The organism is Mycobacterium sp. pR1184, assembly GCF_041287235.1.
GTDB lineage: Bacteria > Actinomycetota > Actinomycetes > Mycobacteriales > Mycobacteriaceae > Mycobacterium.
Genome location: NZ_JBGGKR010000020.1, coordinates 41,741 through 57,224 on the forward strand (window position 1 = coordinate 41,741; position 15,484 = coordinate 57,224).

14 protein-coding genes are annotated in these 15,484 nt (G+C 66.1%); 2 read left to right on the top strand and 12 right to left on the bottom strand.

Going from position 1 to position 15,484, the window contains the following annotated elements; translation table 11 throughout:
• Positions 1-1,338: an MFS transporter gene (locus ACAG21_RS26675; protein WP_370499261.1), complete on the bottom strand. Its 1,338-nt coding sequence runs from the start codon at positions 1,336-1,338 to the stop codon at positions 1-3.
• 91 nt (positions 1,339-1,429) lie between these two features.
• Here ACAG21_RS26675 and ACAG21_RS26680 point away from each other — a divergent pair, with 91 nt between their 5' ends.
• The gene (locus tag ACAG21_RS26680) at positions 1,430-2,035 is read left to right on the top strand and encodes a YqgE/AlgH family protein (protein WP_370499262.1); all 606 of its coding nucleotides are present in this window, start codon (positions 1,430-1,432) and stop codon (positions 2,033-2,035) included.
• On the opposite strand, the gene ACAG21_RS26685 is transcribed toward ACAG21_RS26680, so the two are convergent.
• The 3 genes from ACAG21_RS26685 to ACAG21_RS26695 form a co-directional block, all read right to left on the bottom strand.
• Positions 2,032-3,036, bottom strand: coding sequence for a bile acid:sodium symporter family protein (locus ACAG21_RS26685; RefSeq protein WP_370499263.1), 1,005 nt, complete (start codon positions 3,034-3,036; stop codon positions 2,032-2,034). The genes ACAG21_RS26680 and ACAG21_RS26685 overlap by 4 nt on opposite strands.
• Before the next feature lie 37 nt (positions 3,037-3,073).
• Positions 3,074-3,415 carry a hypothetical protein gene (locus tag ACAG21_RS26690; protein ID WP_370499264.1) on the bottom strand — a complete coding sequence of 114 codons (342 nt, stop codon included), beginning with the start codon at positions 3,413-3,415 and terminating at the stop codon, positions 3,074-3,076.
• 68 nt (positions 3,416-3,483) lie between these two features.
• On the bottom strand, positions 3,484-4,653 hold the full coding sequence (locus ACAG21_RS26695; protein ID WP_370499265.1) for an LpqN/LpqT family lipoprotein: 1,170 nt from the start codon (positions 4,651-4,653) through the stop codon (positions 3,484-3,486).
• A gap of 187 nt (positions 4,654-4,840) precedes the next feature.
• Between ACAG21_RS26695 and leuS the strand changes: the two genes are divergently transcribed.
• Entirely contained in the window at positions 4,841-7,759 is a 2,919-nt protein-coding gene (gene leuS, locus ACAG21_RS26700) for a leucine--tRNA ligase (RefSeq protein WP_370499266.1), read from the top strand.
• Positions 7,760-7,765: 6 nt separating this feature from the next.
• Here the strand turns inward: leuS and ACAG21_RS26705 are convergent, their stop codons facing one another.
• From ACAG21_RS26705 to ACAG21_RS26740, 8 genes are all read right to left on the bottom strand, one after another.
• On the bottom strand, positions 7,766-8,437 hold the full coding sequence (locus ACAG21_RS26705; RefSeq protein ID WP_370499267.1) for an SDR family oxidoreductase: 672 nt from the start codon (positions 8,435-8,437) through the stop codon (positions 7,766-7,768).
• Positions 8,438-8,485: 48 nt separating this feature from the next.
• On the bottom strand, positions 8,486-8,992 hold the full coding sequence (locus ACAG21_RS26710) for a MarR family winged helix-turn-helix transcriptional regulator (protein WP_370499268.1): 507 nt from the start codon (positions 8,990-8,992) through the stop codon (positions 8,486-8,488).
• A gap of 64 nt (positions 8,993-9,056) precedes the next feature.
• Entirely contained in the window at positions 9,057-9,806 is a 750-nt protein-coding gene (locus ACAG21_RS26715) for an amino acid ABC transporter ATP-binding protein (RefSeq protein WP_370499269.1), read from the bottom strand.
• On the bottom strand, positions 9,803-11,611 hold the full coding sequence (locus tag ACAG21_RS26720; RefSeq protein ID WP_370499270.1) for an ABC transporter substrate-binding protein/permease: 1,809 nt from the start codon (positions 11,609-11,611) through the stop codon (positions 9,803-9,805). Before ACAG21_RS26720 ends, ACAG21_RS26715 begins: the two co-directional genes overlap by 4 nt.
• A gap of 49 nt (positions 11,612-11,660) precedes the next feature.
• Positions 11,661-12,401 carry a GntR family transcriptional regulator gene (locus ACAG21_RS26725; protein WP_370499271.1) on the bottom strand — a complete coding sequence of 247 codons (741 nt, stop codon included), beginning with the start codon at positions 12,399-12,401 and terminating at the stop codon, positions 11,661-11,663.
• Between the two features lie 113 nt (positions 12,402-12,514).
• Positions 12,515-13,321, bottom strand: a complete 807-nt coding sequence (locus tag ACAG21_RS26730) for an LLM class F420-dependent oxidoreductase (RefSeq protein WP_370499272.1) — start codon at positions 13,319-13,321, stop codon at positions 12,515-12,517.
• Positions 13,322-13,347: 26 nt separating this feature from the next.
• Positions 13,348-14,274: an alpha/beta fold hydrolase gene (locus ACAG21_RS26735; protein ID WP_370499273.1), complete on the bottom strand. Its 927-nt coding sequence runs from the start codon at positions 14,272-14,274 to the stop codon at positions 13,348-13,350.
• On the bottom strand, positions 14,274-15,482 hold the full coding sequence (locus tag ACAG21_RS26740; RefSeq protein ID WP_370499303.1) for a DUF1214 domain-containing protein: 1,209 nt from the start codon (positions 15,480-15,482) through the stop codon (positions 14,274-14,276). Before ACAG21_RS26740 ends, ACAG21_RS26735 begins: the two co-directional genes overlap by 1 nt.
• Positions 15,483-15,484 lie beyond the last annotated feature (2 nt).

Below are 15,484 nucleotides of genomic sequence, written 5' to 3' on the forward strand. Positions count from 1 at the left end.
CTAACGACTGTTCGCCGGCTGACCACGCCTGCCGATGACACTGTGCACGACGAGCCCGGCCAGGTAGATCGCCGAACCGAACAATACGAACGTCGGCGCATGCCCGTCGGCGGGGATCAACATCGCGGCCACCGTGATCGAGACGATGAACGACACCCAGAACAGCGCATCCTGCACCGCGAACACATGGCCGCGCAGCGCGTCGTCGACATCCATCTGCATCGCCGAGTCGGCGCACAGCTTGATCATTTGGCCGGTGATGCCGAGGAAGAAGCTGCATCCCACCATGACCGGCAGTGTCAGCCCCACTCCGGCCAGTTGGACCAGCGCGGCCGCGGCCAATGCGCCGTTCGCGGCCGCATAGCGTCCCCAGCGCCGCACCGTCGGTGGGGTCAGCACCGTGGCGATGAACGACCCGAGCCCCGATGCGGCGAAGAACACCAGCGCGATCCCCAGCCCGCCGACCGCGGGGTTTTTCGTGTGATGCGCCAGCAACAGGATCACCAGCGAGTTGATACCGACCACCATTCGGTGTGACGCCAATCCGGACAACGCGGCAGCGACCGTCGGCGTAGACACCACCGTGCGCGCACCGTGCAACCATCCGGTGATCACCGCATATATAACCGATCCGTGGATCGCCCGCTTGGTGTCATCCGGTCCCAGCACCCGCGGGCCGAACCGCAGGGACAGCAGCAGCGCGCCTAGCACCGGAATCAACGCCATGAAGATGATGACGGATGCGCCTCGATCGCTGCCGCCGACAAACCAGCGCGGTATCAGCATGAAGTTGGCGCCGAAGAAGGCCGCGATGGCGCCGGAGGCGGTGGCGAGCGAGTTCATCGTGACCACCTGCTCGCGCGGCACCACGTGCGGCAGCGACGCCGACAAGCCCGAGGCTACGAACCGGGAAAAGCCGTTGAACAACAAGGCACCGAGCAGCAGCGGCATCTCACCGGCCCGCACCGCGAGAATCGTGCCGATCACCAGGATCAGGACCATCCGGCACACATTGGCGCCGACCAGCACCCAGCGTCGGTCCCACCGGTCCATCAGCGCCCCGGCGAACGGACCCAGTAGCGAATAGGGCAAGAACAGCACCGCGAATGCGAACGCGATCGACAGAGGATCGGCCGCCCGGTCCGGATTGAACAGCAGCGCGCCGGCCACCGTCGCCTGGAAAAGCCCATCACCGAACTGGCTCGCCATGCGCACCTGAATCACCCGCCGGAAATCCGGCATGGCGCGCACCGACTGCCAGAGTTCGACGGGTGCACGCGAGGGCATCCGGGTTTGGAACACAGAACCGACTTCCACGATTGGGCTGGACAAAGACATCGCACGCGATGCCGCAGTAATAACAGTACAAATATTTACGCCCGGCGTTTGCTTGTGCCGAGCGATGCTACGGGAGTGCGATGATGGACTGATGCCCCAGCCGGAAGATCCCGAAGACTACATCGCACCCGCTGCTCAGCGGGTGCGTGCGGGCACTTTGCTGCTGGCCAATACCGATCTCCTCGAACCGACGTTTCGGCGCAGCGTCATTTACATCGTCGAGCACAACGACGGTGGCACGCTGGGCGTGGTTCTCAACCGGTCCAGCGAGACCGCGGTCTACAACGTGTTGCCGCAGTGGGCCAAACTCGCCGCCAAGCCGAAGACGATGTTCATCGGTGGCCCGGTGAAGCGCGATGCCGCCCTGTGTCTGGCGGCGCTGAGGATCGGAGCGGACCCACAGGGTGTGCCGGGTTTGCGACATGTCGCGGGACGGATCGTGATGGTCGACCTCGACGCCGAGCCCGACCTGATCGCCCCGCTGATCGAGGGTGTCCGGATCTACGCCGGATACTCGGGCTGGACCATCGGTCAGCTCGAGGGCGAGATCGAGCGCGACGACTGGATTGTATTGTCCGCGTTGCCATCTGATGTTCTGGTCGGGGCGAACGAAGACTTGTGGGGCCAGGTTCTGCGCCGGCAGCCGTGGCCCCTGTCGTTGCTGGCCACCCACCCGATCGACGTCAGCCGAAACTAGGGCTGCTCCCCCACCTCCGACGGCGCCGACGTCTGGTCGGCCTCCCGCGCGAGTCTGGCGGCGATCACCGCGCACACCACCAGCTGGATCTGGTGGAAGATCATCAGCGGCAACATCGTCAGGCCCACGATGTTGCCCGGGAAGAACACCAGCGCCATCGGCAGCCCAGACGCCAGGCTCTTCTTCGAGCCACAGAACAGCAGCACGATTGCATCGGCACGGTCCAGCCGCGCGATTCGGCCGGTCAGCGTGGTGGCGGCCAGCACGATGGCGAGCAGTCCCGCCGCGACCAAGGCAACCAGGATCAGGCGCCACACGTCGACACTGAACCAGATGCCCTCGACCACGCCCATCGAGAAGGCCGTGTACACGACCAGCAGGATGGATCCCCGGTCGACGACCTTGAGCACCGCCGCATAGCGACGGATCAATCCTGCGATCCAGGGCCGTGCCAGCTGGCCGGCGCCGAACGGCAGCAACAGCTGCACGACGATGTCGCGGATCGAGCCGCCGTCCACGTGGACCGCGCCGCTGGTGTTCATCAGCGACACCACCAGCAGCGGGGTCAACACGATGCCGAGGATGTTCGACAGCGACGCGCTGACAATCGCGGCCGAAACATGGCCCCGCGCAATCGAAGTGAAGGCGATCGACGACTGCACGGTCGACGGGACCAGGCACAGGAACAGCAGGCCGTTGTAGAGGTCCATCGTCAGGACCGAGGGCACCAAGGCCCGAGCGGCCAGCCCCAGCAACGGGAACAGCACGAACGTCGTGGCCAGCACCAGCAGGTGCAAACGCCATTGCCGCACGCCGTGCCAGGCCTGCTGCGGCGACAGTCGGGCGCCGTACAGGAAGAACAGCAGCGCGATCGCGGACTCGGCGGCGATTGACGCCACCTGGGCGGCATCGCCGCGGGCAGGGAACAGGGAGGCAATCGCGACGGTGGTGGCCAGAGCCAGCAGAAACAGATCGAAGATCGACGACAAGCGCCTCAGCATGCCGGCCTGTCGCACGACGTGGCGTCGGGGGATTACGTCAGTGGCAGGACTGTGTGCAGACGCTGCACGCACCGGCGCAACTGGGTGCGGCCGCCTCCTGGCGCAGCGCGAAGCGCGCGCTCTGCCACGAGCCTGTGGCCAGCGTGCCGAGCGCGCCGGCCACGCAGACGATCAGCACCACGAGCGCGGTGTGCGCCGATGCGGCCAGTGCCACCACACCACCGGCGGTCAGCATCACCGCGGCGGCCAATTGGGTCGGCGCCATTGCGCGCAACGCCAGTTGCGTGCCGTCGACGGCGTGGTTGTGAGACAGCGACCAAGCCCCGAACCCGGCGGAAGCTACCGCCGCACATACGCACACCACCCCAGCGATCAGCATTGCCTCACAATACGAGGCCGGTCACCGATCCGCGCGCCGGGCTCCACAACCCTTGTGTCGGCGCCGAATTAGCGCGAGCCGAGGTTACTGAAGTTCGGCAGCGGCGGAAGCCCGGGTACGAGGGCCAACAGGTTGGGCGCGGGCTGCGGGGAGGGCAGGTTGGGCGCGGCCAGCTGCGCGGGAAGCCGGGCCGGCGCACCAACGGGAGCCTGCGCGGGTGCGACGGCGGGAGCCTGGGCCGCAACCGGGGCGGGGGCTTGCGCGGGAACGCCGGCGGGCGCCTGCGCGGGGACGGCGGGCGCCTGCGCGGGGACGGCGGCCGCTTGCGCCGGAAGCGCGACGGGTGCGGCAGTCGGGGCGGCGGGGGCAGGTGCGGCGGACCCGGGCGCGGTCACCCGGAAACCGTTGATGATCGCGTCGGTGGCGGGCGCGTCACCGACTGCGACGGCCCGGTCGGTGGTCACCGACAGTGACACTAGGTACGTGTCGTGGCCCGAGGTGGCCAGGACGTGACGGCGCGAGGTGTTCAGCGTCATATCGCCCTCGCGGTAGGTGCCTTCGATCACCGACGACGGGAACCCGTCGAAGTCGGCCATCGAGGCGTTCGTCGACTGCCAGGCCAGCAGCTTCTGACTGTCGACGTAGCCGTGCGAGATGGCTTCTCGGGGATCGAAATTACCGACCAGCTTGTAGACCACGACCTGCGCGTTTGACGAGTAGACGCTGCTGCCCTGCCGGTCGGCGATCACCGCGAACGCGTCGGGCACATTGGGGTCGGGCACCTGGGTCCAGCGCGGGGGCACCGGCAGCGTGATGTCGAGCGCCTTGAAGCCCTGCGGCTTCTGCGGCTCGAGCTTGACGCCCTTCGATTGGAAGTAGTCGCGCAGGGTTCCGGAGGCCGCCGGCGTGATGGCCGGCTGCGCCGGCGCGACCGCGGCGGCGTTAGGCGTCGCGGCCGGAGCCGCGATGCTGTTGGGTGCCATGGGCGCGGAGGCCAGGCTCGGCGGCGCGAACGGGTTCGCCGACGGCGGGGTGGGGACGAACCGGTTGCTGTTGGCTGTGCCCGGAGCAGGCGCCGGTGGGTAGTACTGGTTCGCCGGCACCGGCACGATAGGACCCGGGGGAACAGGCACCAGAGGATCGGCCGAAGCCGTCGCGCCTGAGAACAGGGCGAACCCGATCACACCGGCGGCGAAACCGCCTGCGACTGCGTGCCAGGGGGCGGCGATCTGCGTCATCTCTGTCGGTCCTTCCGAATGGCCGGTCTACCGGCATCCGTCGTATAGAGGCCGACTGTAACCAGAGGCCAAAGGCGCTGGACAGGGCCGAAATAGAGCTGGGATGAACCTCTGATCTGTGCGCAACGCAACCTTTACCAACCTGTGGCCGGCGGGCCCGGCAAGTCGGTCCTTATACGCTGTTCACGTGACCCAACCGCCGACCACCTCGTCGCCGAGCATCCCCGCGGATGCCCAGACGGAGTCCGACGCGCCGCCATTCCGTTACACGGCGGAGCTGGCTGCCAGCATTGAGGGCACCTGGCAGGACAACTGGGCGCGGCTCGGGACATTCAATGTGCCCAACCCGGTGGGGTCGTTGGCGCCGACCGACGGCACCCCGGTCCCCGACGACAAACTGTTCGTGCAGGACATGTTTCCGTATCCGTCGGGGGACGGTCTGCACGTCGGACACCCGTTGGGCTACATCGCCACCGACGTCTACGCGCGCTACTTCCGGATGGTCGGCCGTAATGTCCTGCACGCCTTAGGTTTTGATGCGTTTGGGCTGCCCGCTGAGCAATACGCGGTGCAAACCGGCACCCATCCGCGCACCAGGACCGAGGCCAACATCGTCAACTTCCGCCGGCAACTGGGTCGGTTGGGCCTCGGGCACGACAATCGGCGATCCTTTTCGACCACCGACGTCGAGTTCTACAAATGGACGCAATGGATCTTCTTGCAGATCTACAACGCGTGGTTCGACACCGCGGCCGCCAAGGCCCGTCCCATTGCGGAACTGGTCGCCGAATTCGATTCCGGTATCCGTCGTCTCGACGACGGCCGGGACTGGGCGACATTGTCGGCGGGGGAGCGGGCCGACGTGATCGACGGCTACCGGCTGGTGTACCGGGCGGACTCGATGGTGAACTGGTGCCCCGGCCTGGGCACGGTGCTGGCCAACGAAGAGGTCACCTCCGACGGCCGCAGCGACCGCGGCAACTTCCCGGTGTTCCGTAAACGGTTGCGGCAGTGGATGATGCGGATCACCGCATACTCCGACCGGCTGCTCGACGACCTGGACGTGCTGGACTGGCCCGATCAGGTCAAGTCCATGCAGCGCAACTGGATCGGCCGTTCCACCGGCGCGGAGGCATTGTTCTCGGCGACCATCCAAAATGGCGACCGCAAGGGCTCCGACATCGACATCGATGTGTTCACCACGCGGCCCGACACCTTGTTCGGCGCAACCTATCTGGTGCTGGCTCCCGAGCACGACCTGGTGGACGAACTCGTCGCCGCCGCCTGGCCGGACGGGGTCGACCCCAGCTGGACGTACGGAGCCGCCACGCCCGCGGAAGCCGTCGCGGCCTACCGGCGTGCGATCGGCGCGAAGTCGGATCTCGAGCGTCAGGAGAGCAAGGAGAAGACCGGCGTCTTCCTGGGTAGCTATGCGACCAATCCGGCCAACGGCAAGCCGGTGCCGATGTTCATCGCCGACTATGTATTGGTGGGCTACGGCACCGGGGCCATCATGGCGGTGCCGGGCCACGATCAACGGGACTGGGATTTCGCCAGCACATTCCGTCTGCCGATCGTCGAAGTCATTGCGGGCGGTGATATTTCGGAATCGGCGTATGTGGGCGATGGCGAGTTGGTGAACTCCGGCTACCTCGACGGAATGGATGTCGCGGCGGCCAAGGAGGCCATCACCGCCCGGCTGGAGTCCGAGGGCCGCGGCCGTGCGCGAATCGAATTCAAGTTGCGGGACTGGCTTTTCGCCCGACAGCGGTATTGGGGCGAACCGTTCCCCATCGTGTACGACGACGACGGACGCCCACACGCGCTGAACGAGGCCGCGCTTCCGGTGGAGCTGCCCGACGTCCCGGACTATTCGCCGGTACTGTTCGACCCCGACGACGCCGACAGCGAGCCGTCACCACCGCTGGGCAAGGCGAGCGACTGGGTGCACGTCGAGCTGGACTTGGGCGACGGCCTCAAGCCTTACAGTCGCGATACCAATGTGATGCCGCAGTGGGCCGGCAGCTCATGGTACGAACTGCGCTACACCGATCCGCATAACTCGGAACGGTTCTGCGCCAGGGAAAATGAGGCGTATTGGATGGGCCCACGCCCGGCCGAGCACGGTGTGCAGGACCCCGGCGGCGTCGACTTGTATGTCGGGGGAGCAGAGCACGCCGTGCTGCACCTGCTCTATGCCAGGTTCTGGCACAAGGTCCTCTACGACCTGGGTCACGTCAGTTCTCGAGAGCCGTACCGCCGGCTGGTCAATCAGGGCTACATTCAAGCGTTTGCCTACACCGATTCGCGTGGATCGTATGTCGCGGCCGACGAGGTGATCGAGCGGGACAACAAGTACTTCTACGCGGGGCCCGACGGCGAGATCGAGGTCTTTCAGGAATTCGGCAAAATCGGTAAGAGCCTGAAGAATTCGATCTCACCGGACACCATCTGTGACGAGTATGGTGCGGACACCCTGCGGGTGTACGAGATGTCGATGGGCCCGCTGGAGGCTTCCCGGCCGTGGGCGACCAAGGACGTGATCGGCGCGCACCGTTTCTTGCAGCGGGTCTGGCGGCTGGTGGTGGACGAGAACACCGGCGAATCCCGGGTGGCCGACGAACAGCAGCAGCTGAACACCGAGACCCTGCGCGCACTGCATCGCACCATCGAGGGTGTCGCGGAAGACTATGCGGCCCTGCGGAATAACACCGCCGCAGCCAAGCTGATCGAGTACACCAACCACCTCACCAAAGAGCACCGCGACGCGGTACCTCGCGCTGCGGTCGAACCGCTGGTGCTGATGCTGGCACCGCTGGCCCCGCACATGGCCGAGGAGTTGTGGTCGCGGCTGGGGCACACCACGTCGCTGGCGCACGGCCCCTTCCCGGAAGCCGACCCCGCCTACCTGGTGGCCGACACCGTCGAGTACCCGGTGCAGGTCAACGGCAAGGTGCGCGGACGGGTGGTGGTGGCCGCCGATGCCGATGACGCCACGCTGAAAGCCGCCGCGCTGGGCGATGAAAAGGTCCAGGCATTCCTGGCCGGGGCCACCCCGCGCAAGGTGATCGTGGTCGCCGGCCGGCTGGTCAACCTGGTGGTCTGAAGCCGATTACCGTCGGCCCGGTCGCAGCACCACCTCGTGAACGTGGCCGTCGCGTGGCGTGGCCACCGCTTGGGCGACGGCGGCAGCGACGGTTTCGGGCTGCAAGAATTTGTCGGCGTCATACTCACCGCCCTCGTACGCGACCAGGTCGCGCTGCATCTCGGTGTCGGTGCGGCCGGGAAATATCGTGGTGACCCGCAGGTCCGGCTCGTCGATGCGCAGCGAGTCGGCGAACGCGCGCAGCGCGAACTTGCTGGCCGAATAGGACGCCATACCGGGTGAAACCGCGCGCCCCGCTCCGGAGTTGATGAACACCACCTGACCGCGAGCGCTGCGCAGGGCCGGTAACAGTTCCAGCGTAAGGGCAACCGCCCCAAAGACATTCACGCTGAAGGTGGCACGCCACTCGTCGACGTGGGACTCGGCGACCCGGCCCGGGACGGACACCCCCGCGTTGTGCACCAACACGTCGAGCGCGTCCACGATTTCGCACGCGGCCGCGATCTCGTCGATGTCAGTCAAGTCCAGAGGGAAGGTGGTGGCGCCCAGTCGCTGCGCGACGGCGTCGAGCCGGGCGGAGGGCCGACCGGCCAGCAGCAGCGTATGCGTCGGGGCCAGCGCGGTGGCGATGGCGGAACCGATACCTCCGCCGGCGCCAGTGATGAGTGCAGTTGGCATGAAGCTCAGTTTACGGACAGCACCAATATCGTTGGAAAACAGGTACTTTCAGGCCCGCTTGCGTGCGGGGGGCTCTCCGCCGGCGGGACCCGACGTCGGCTCGCCCGAGGCCAGGCGCTCGAGCGGTGCCAGCGCCTTGGTCAGCATGTTCAGATCGGACTCGTTGAGCTGGCTGAGCATCGCGGCCAGAGCCGCGTGCCGATTAGCCAGCGACTCGGCGTGAACGGCCCGGCCGCGCGGCGTGATGTCGACCAGCACGGCCCGCAGGTCGGACGGGTCGCGCGAGCGCTTCACCAATCCGATCTTCTCCAGCCGGCGGATCGCCACCGTCGTGGTGGGCGTTCGCACCCGTTCGTGTGCGGCCAGATCCGTCATCCGGATTGGGCCTTGATCGAGCAAGGTGACCAGGATCGACAGCTGCGCCAAGGTCAATTCGCCCGCGACCACTCCGCTGGGGTCGCCGCGGCGCAGCATCGAAAACAGTTTGGACAGCGCGCGGTGCAAGCCTTCCGCAAGCTCGGTCACCTCGGCCGCGGTGGAGTCGCTGTCCGCCATAAGTCGGCAGTCTAACCCGATATGGGTGGCGTACAAGGTAGCTACGGCGACTATTTTTAGCCCGTCAAAGCACCTGGGACAGGAATCGCTGCAGTCTTTCGGTCTTAGCCGCTTCGAATATCTGCTCTGGTGGCCCGGATTCCACCACCTTGCCGCGATCCATGAATACCACGATGTCCGACGCCGACCGGGCGAAACCCATTTCGTGCGTGACCACAATCATCGTCATACCGCCGGCGCCGAGGTCGGCGATGAGCTGCAATGCCCCCTTGACCATCTCAGGATCCAGCGCGGAAGTCGCCTCGTCGAAGAACATCACCTGCGGACCCATGGCCAACGCCCGAGCGATCGCCACCCGTTGCTGTTGTCCCCCGGACAGCATGCCGGGGCGGGCACCGGCCTTGTGCTTCAGGCCAACTCGCTCCAGCTGAGTCAGCGCGAGTTCCTTGGCCTCGTCCGCGGACAGCCCGCGTAACTTGCGTGGGCCCAGCGCCACGTTCTTGAGGATGCTCAGATGCGGAAACAGGTTGTAATGCTGAAACACCATGCCGATGCGCTGACGCAGTTCGTCGGGATCGTCGTGCAGCACCGAGTGCCCGTCGAGCAGGATGTCGCCCTTGTCGGGTTCGTAGAGTCGATTCAGCGCGCGCAGCAGCGTCGACTTACCCGAGCCCGACGGTCCCACGACGGCCACCGTGGTGCCCGCGGGGGCTTCGAAGCTGACGCCGCGCAGGACCTTGTTCCCGCCGAGGGCTTTGTGAATATCCCTGGCTTCCAACGAGACTGAGGCATGGCTAGCGTTGGCGTCGGTCATGTCATTCCCGGGCCGAGGGTGGAGGTGAAGATGGCGGCGGACTCTTCTGACTCGTCACTGGAGCCGCCGCGGCGCAGCCGCGCGTCGATGTAGTTCACCAAATGCGTTAACGGAACAGTCAATAACAGATAGAAGAGGCCCGCGGCCACCAACGGCGACAAGTTGCCCGTCTGCGCGTTGAGGTCGCGACCCACTTGGAACAGTTCTCGCTCCTGGGCCACCAGACCCAGGAAATACACCAGCGCCGAGCCCTTCAGTAGCGCGATGGCCTGATTGACCAGCGCGGGCAATACCCGCCGGACCCCTTGCGGCACCACGACCAGCCGCATCGCGGCCGGATAGCTGAATCCGAGTGCGCGCGCGGCCTCCAGTTGGCCGGAATCGACGCTCTGGATTCCCGAGCGCAGAATCTCGCCGATGTAGGCGGCCGCCATCAGTCCCAGCGCGGCGATACCCAACGGGTACGGGTTGTTGTTCGTCAACCCGCCCACGAGCGGTCCGATCCCCATCCCGATGATCAAGATGATTACGACTTCGGGAAGACCACGGAAGATGTCGGTATAGATCCGCGCCGGCCAGCGCAGCCACCATGAGTTCGACAAGCCCGCCATGGCCAGCACCATGCCGAGCACCAGCCCGATCGCCAGCGCGCTGTTCGTCAGGATCAAGGTGTTGGGCAGCCCCGTCATCAGCAACGCGGGGACGGCTTGTTTGTACAGATCCCAGTCCAAGAACTGGTCGCGCAGTTGTGCCAGTACGGATTTCGGGGCCGGGGGGTGCATCGACTTGTGGTGGTTGCTGGCCGCTATCGCCGCGAAGTCCGGCAGGTGCGGGGCCGGGGCGGCGCGGGATCCGGGTTTCCAGCCCGGTGGCAACGGGCGCGGAACCCATTCCGAGTAGAGCTTCGACCAGGTGCCGTCGGCGATGACGGCGTCGAGCGCGGAGTTCAGCGCGGAGATCAGTGCCGGGTTGTCGTTGGCAACCGGGTACGCGACGAAGTCGCCGGGGCTGAACTCGTTGGCCACGACCATCGCGGGATCGCCGGGATGCATCACGTTGGCGGCCAGGGCTGCCGGCGCTACCCAGGCATCGATTTGGCGGGTCTTGAGGCTGGCGTACACGGTGGCGAAGCCGGGGTATTTCACCGGTTGCAGGTGCAGGGTGTCGACGACGTAGGACTCCTCGACGGTGCCCTGGACGACGCCGATCCGTTGCCCGGCAGCGAGATCACTGAAGGCTTTGATCGGCGATCCGGGTGGCACGATCAGCGCGTAGTAGCCGAAGTCGTAGCCGTTGGTAAACCCGACGGTACGCCGCCGGGCAGCGGTGGCTTTTACCGATGACGAGCCCACGTCGAAGCGCCGCGACGCCACTTCGGCCAGCAGTGCCGAGAAATCGGTGCTGGCGAAACGGACTTGCAGGCCCAGCTTTTTCGCCATCGCGGCCAGCAGCTGATTGTCGAATCCGCTGAAGGTGCCGTTGGCGTCAACACAGACCGAGGGCGGGGCATCCGACAGGGTGCCGACGTTGAGAACGCCGGGTGAATTCAGGCCCAGCGAGTTGACGTTGATCTCGCTGAGCGGTTCGACGGAGGCGGTCGTGTGGTCGTCGTCGCGTCCGACGCCGCCGATGGTGGTCAGGTCTTTCGGTAGGGCGGACGCGCTCTCGGGTCCGCCCGGCGCGCATTGGTTTCGGTCGGCGAACGCGGGTCCGGCCAGCACCAGGCCGACCACGATCAAAATTGTCGTGGTTAGTCCGAACAGCTTGGCTCCGCGCTTCGCGCGCGGGCCTTCGCACGAGTTCATCACCGCCACCGTATCGACCGGTCGGCAACTCGTCGCGGCGAGAGTCGATTTAGAGCGCCATCGACGGCTCGGCGCAGACCGCGTCCGTCTTCGCCAGAACGGAAAGCGGCGCGGAAACAACCTGGCGAACGTCGTCGGGTGGCGCGAAAACCCTGCGCCGGAACAGTTCGGCCAGCATGGTCTGCGCCATCAGGTAGGCGCGGCCGACGCACGCCGCCCGCGCGGCGTCCGGGTCACGGCGGCGGATCGCGGCCGTTTCGTCCTCGTAGTAGGGCAGCACGTCGTCGCGATTGTTGTGGTAGCTCAACCAGAACGCGTGGGGGATGAGGTCTTGCGAGGCACGGATGGTGGCGTGCAGTCGAGGCCCGGCGTAATCGTCGTTGACGGCGCGCCGGTACTCCGCGGCGAGTTCGGAAAAGACCCGGGAGTCTTTCGCGATGCGCATCGCGCGCATCAGTGCATCGAGTTCGCCCAGGATCCGCGGCGTCGGGTTACTCGCAGCGCGAGCCGAGGCGATGGCGTTGAGCATGCCGTCAAGCTCGTGATGCTCAAGGACGGTGGATTCGTCGAACCTCTCGACGAACGCGCCCCGGTGATAGCGGGTCGACACGACGCCGTCGTGCTCGAGCTGAATCAGGGCTTCTTGAATCGGCACGCGACTGACGCCCAAGCCGAGTGCGATCTCGTTGCGGTCGACGCGGTCGCCGCTGCGCAGCTTGCCCGTCAGCACCAGGTTCAGGATGTGGTTGACAACCTGGTCCTTTTCTTTGACCCCATATTTCTTCGGCATGAGTCTCTTTCAAATCTGTTGCAGTTGCGCACCAGCGAGCAGCGGTGGAAAGTTTCTCATGTATTTGCGCATTCGTTAAGGTGTTTGGCGGATGAATTGGAGGCGAACCCCAATTAACGCGCGTCGCGCCAGCGGCACAATGCCTCGGCCGCACCGAGGTCGTAATCGGGACCGTTGACGCCGACCGTCAGCAGTGTCACGCCCAACGCGGTGAGCCCCTCGGCATTGGCGATCAACCCGTCGACCCCCTCGCCGCGGCGCACGCCGCTGTTGTCCTCCACACCGGCCGACCGCTCGATCGTGGCCGGGTCGCGCCCGACCGCGGCGCAATGCTCGTCCAGCACGGCCGCAGCGGCCGGGTAGGTCTCGACCGTGGTGAAGCCGTGCCAGATGTCGCCGTACTCGGCAACCAGTCGCAGGGTCTTTCGCGGACCCTTGCCACCGATCAGTATCGGGATGTCGCGGGCGGGTGCGGGATTGAGTTTGGCCAGCCGCGATGTGATCCGCGGGAAGGCCGCGGCCAGGTCGTCGAGGCGGCTGCCCGCGGTACCGAATTCGTAGCCGTACTCGTCGTAGTCCTTTTCCTTCCAACCGGATCCGATACCCAGGATCAACCGGCCGTCGGAAATGTGGTCGACGGTGCGAGCCATGTCGGCCAGCAGCTCGGGGTTGCGGTACGAGTTGCACGTCACCAGCGCGCCGAATTCGATGCGCGATGTCTGCTCGGCCCAGGCCGCCAGCACCGTCCAGCATTCGAAATGCGCGCCGTCGGGATCACCGTAGAGCGGGAAGAAGTGATCCCAGGTGAATGCGACGTCGACACCCATGTCCTCGCAGCGCCGCACGGCGTCGCGGATGTGGCGGTATTCGGGCGAGTGCTGAGGCTGCAGTTGTACACCGATGCGAACGGGATGGGTCATACGACCACCGTAGGAGCCGCGACCTCTCAGCGTGCGTTGAGGACCCCGGTCAACAGTTCGATCAGTGCGCGGGGCTGATCGCTTTGCACCGAATGTCCGGAGTTTTCGACAACGTGAGCCTGACGGAAATGCGTTGCGCGGCTGGCGAGTTCGGCCGCATCCTCGTCGGTGACGAAGGGCGACGAGCCACCGCGCACCAGCGTGACGGGTGCGGTCAGCGCGTCGACGTCGTTCCACAGATCACCGAAGTCGGGGACTTTGCGGATGGTGTCGTAGCGCCATGCCCAGTTCCCGTTGTCGAGGCGTCGGGAATTGTGGAACACACCGCGGCGCAGTGCCTTGACCTCGCGGTGTGGTGCCGCGGCGATCGTCAGGTCGAGCATGGCCTGGAAGCTGGGGAACTCGCGCTCGCCCTGGACCAGCGCGACGGTGCCCTGCTGCTCGGTGGTCAGCTCGGCGTAGCGGTGCAATGCCGACGGGGTGACGTCGACGAGAACGAGTTCGCGCACCAGCTCCGGTGCGATCGCACCGACCCGGATCCCGGTCAGCCCGCCCAGCGACATGCCCACGATCAGTTCGGCATCAGGTGCCAAGTCGCGCAGTACCGGCGCCACGGCATTGGCGTTGTGCTGCGGCGAATAGTCGCCGTCTTCGCGCCAGCCGGAATGGCCGTGGCCGGGCAGGTCGACCGCCAGTGCCGGCACCCCGAGCCCGACGATGACGGTGTCCCAGGTGTGGGCGTTCTGTCCGCCACCGTGCAGGAAGACGATCCGTGGCGCAGTGCCGCCCCAGCGCAGCGCGCTGATGGAGCCGTGTGGCGTTTCGGCCTCGATCCGTTCCACGTCCGGCAGCGGACCGGTGATGCCGGCCTGCTCGGCGTTCTCGGACAGCAACGAGAATTCGGACAGCCCGGCCAGTTCGTCTTCGGAGATCTCGGTCACGATCTTTGACATTAGAGGAAGTAACGGCGCCGAATGCCGTGGAATCGCTCCCACATTGCGGCGCTGCGCTCGGCGGCGCCCACCGTGGCGGTGTCCGGCGGGAGCATGCTCGCGATGTCGTCGTGTTTGACGACTTTGGTCTCCAGCACGGCGGGCTCGCCCTCGAGCATGTGGCGATAGGTCAGGTTCCCGCGCTGGAAGCCCTGGGTGTCCACCCAGTTGTGGACATTCGGATCACGATGCGCCATGACCAGGCGGATGCGCCCGTCGGCATCTATTGCGGTGCGGCTCGGGGTGTAGCTCACTGGGCGGTAGAGGTAGTCCATGCTGTTGAAGAAGACACCCATGTTGGTGAACATCCACAGTCCGTCGTGGGCGTCGAATTCGACGATCAGCGCCTCGTCGGGCGCCAGCTCCCAATACATGTTGGCGGCGGCGCGGCCGCGCTTGCTGTCTGCTTCGCGTGCGCCGACTCGCGGAAACGCGTTGGGATGCTCGGCGTCGACGCCGCCATAGGTGAACGGAAACTCGGGCCAGTCCGACATCAGGCCGGTGACGAAATCACCGGCCCATTCCATCGCCTCGATCATGGCCTGCGGGCTGGGCAGCGGCTTGGGGTCGGCCATGTCGACCCGCTCGATCCGCAGCTGCGCGGGCAGCTCATCCCAGGCGTCGAATCCCTGGCGAATGAACAGCTTTCGCGATTGCCCGGTGGTGGGTAGCCAGTTCGGGCCGCGCTCGGGTCCACCGATGTAGATCTCGAATTCACCGTTGGCGCCGACATTCAGTTGACGCCCGGACAGGTTGGCCTCGGGTGTGTCACCGAACGGCTCGTGCAGCACGCCGGGCCCGGGGATCCGCGCGCCCTGCACGGTGATGTTGAAAAACGGTGCGGTTCCGCGGTTTCCGTGCAAGCGGTAGGTCGACTGCCCGTTGATCCACACCTGTTGGTAGGTGAAATCGGCGCAGTCCCCACCGAGCTTGCGGGTTGGACCACAAAACGTATGCAGCACCGGGTAGTCGGTGTCGCGGGTCTCGAGCGACAGATCGAAGGCCTGGCCCAGGTTCTGCGTCAGGAAGCGGAACGCGTCGACCCGCTGCGCCCCCGACGTGGCGTTGGCGTCCTTGAACACCTGTTCGCCCGCCCGCGCCAGCTGCGCGCAGAACTCGACCCACGCCGAACGCAGCGCCGCATCGTCCACACCGTCGCCGAACGCCATTG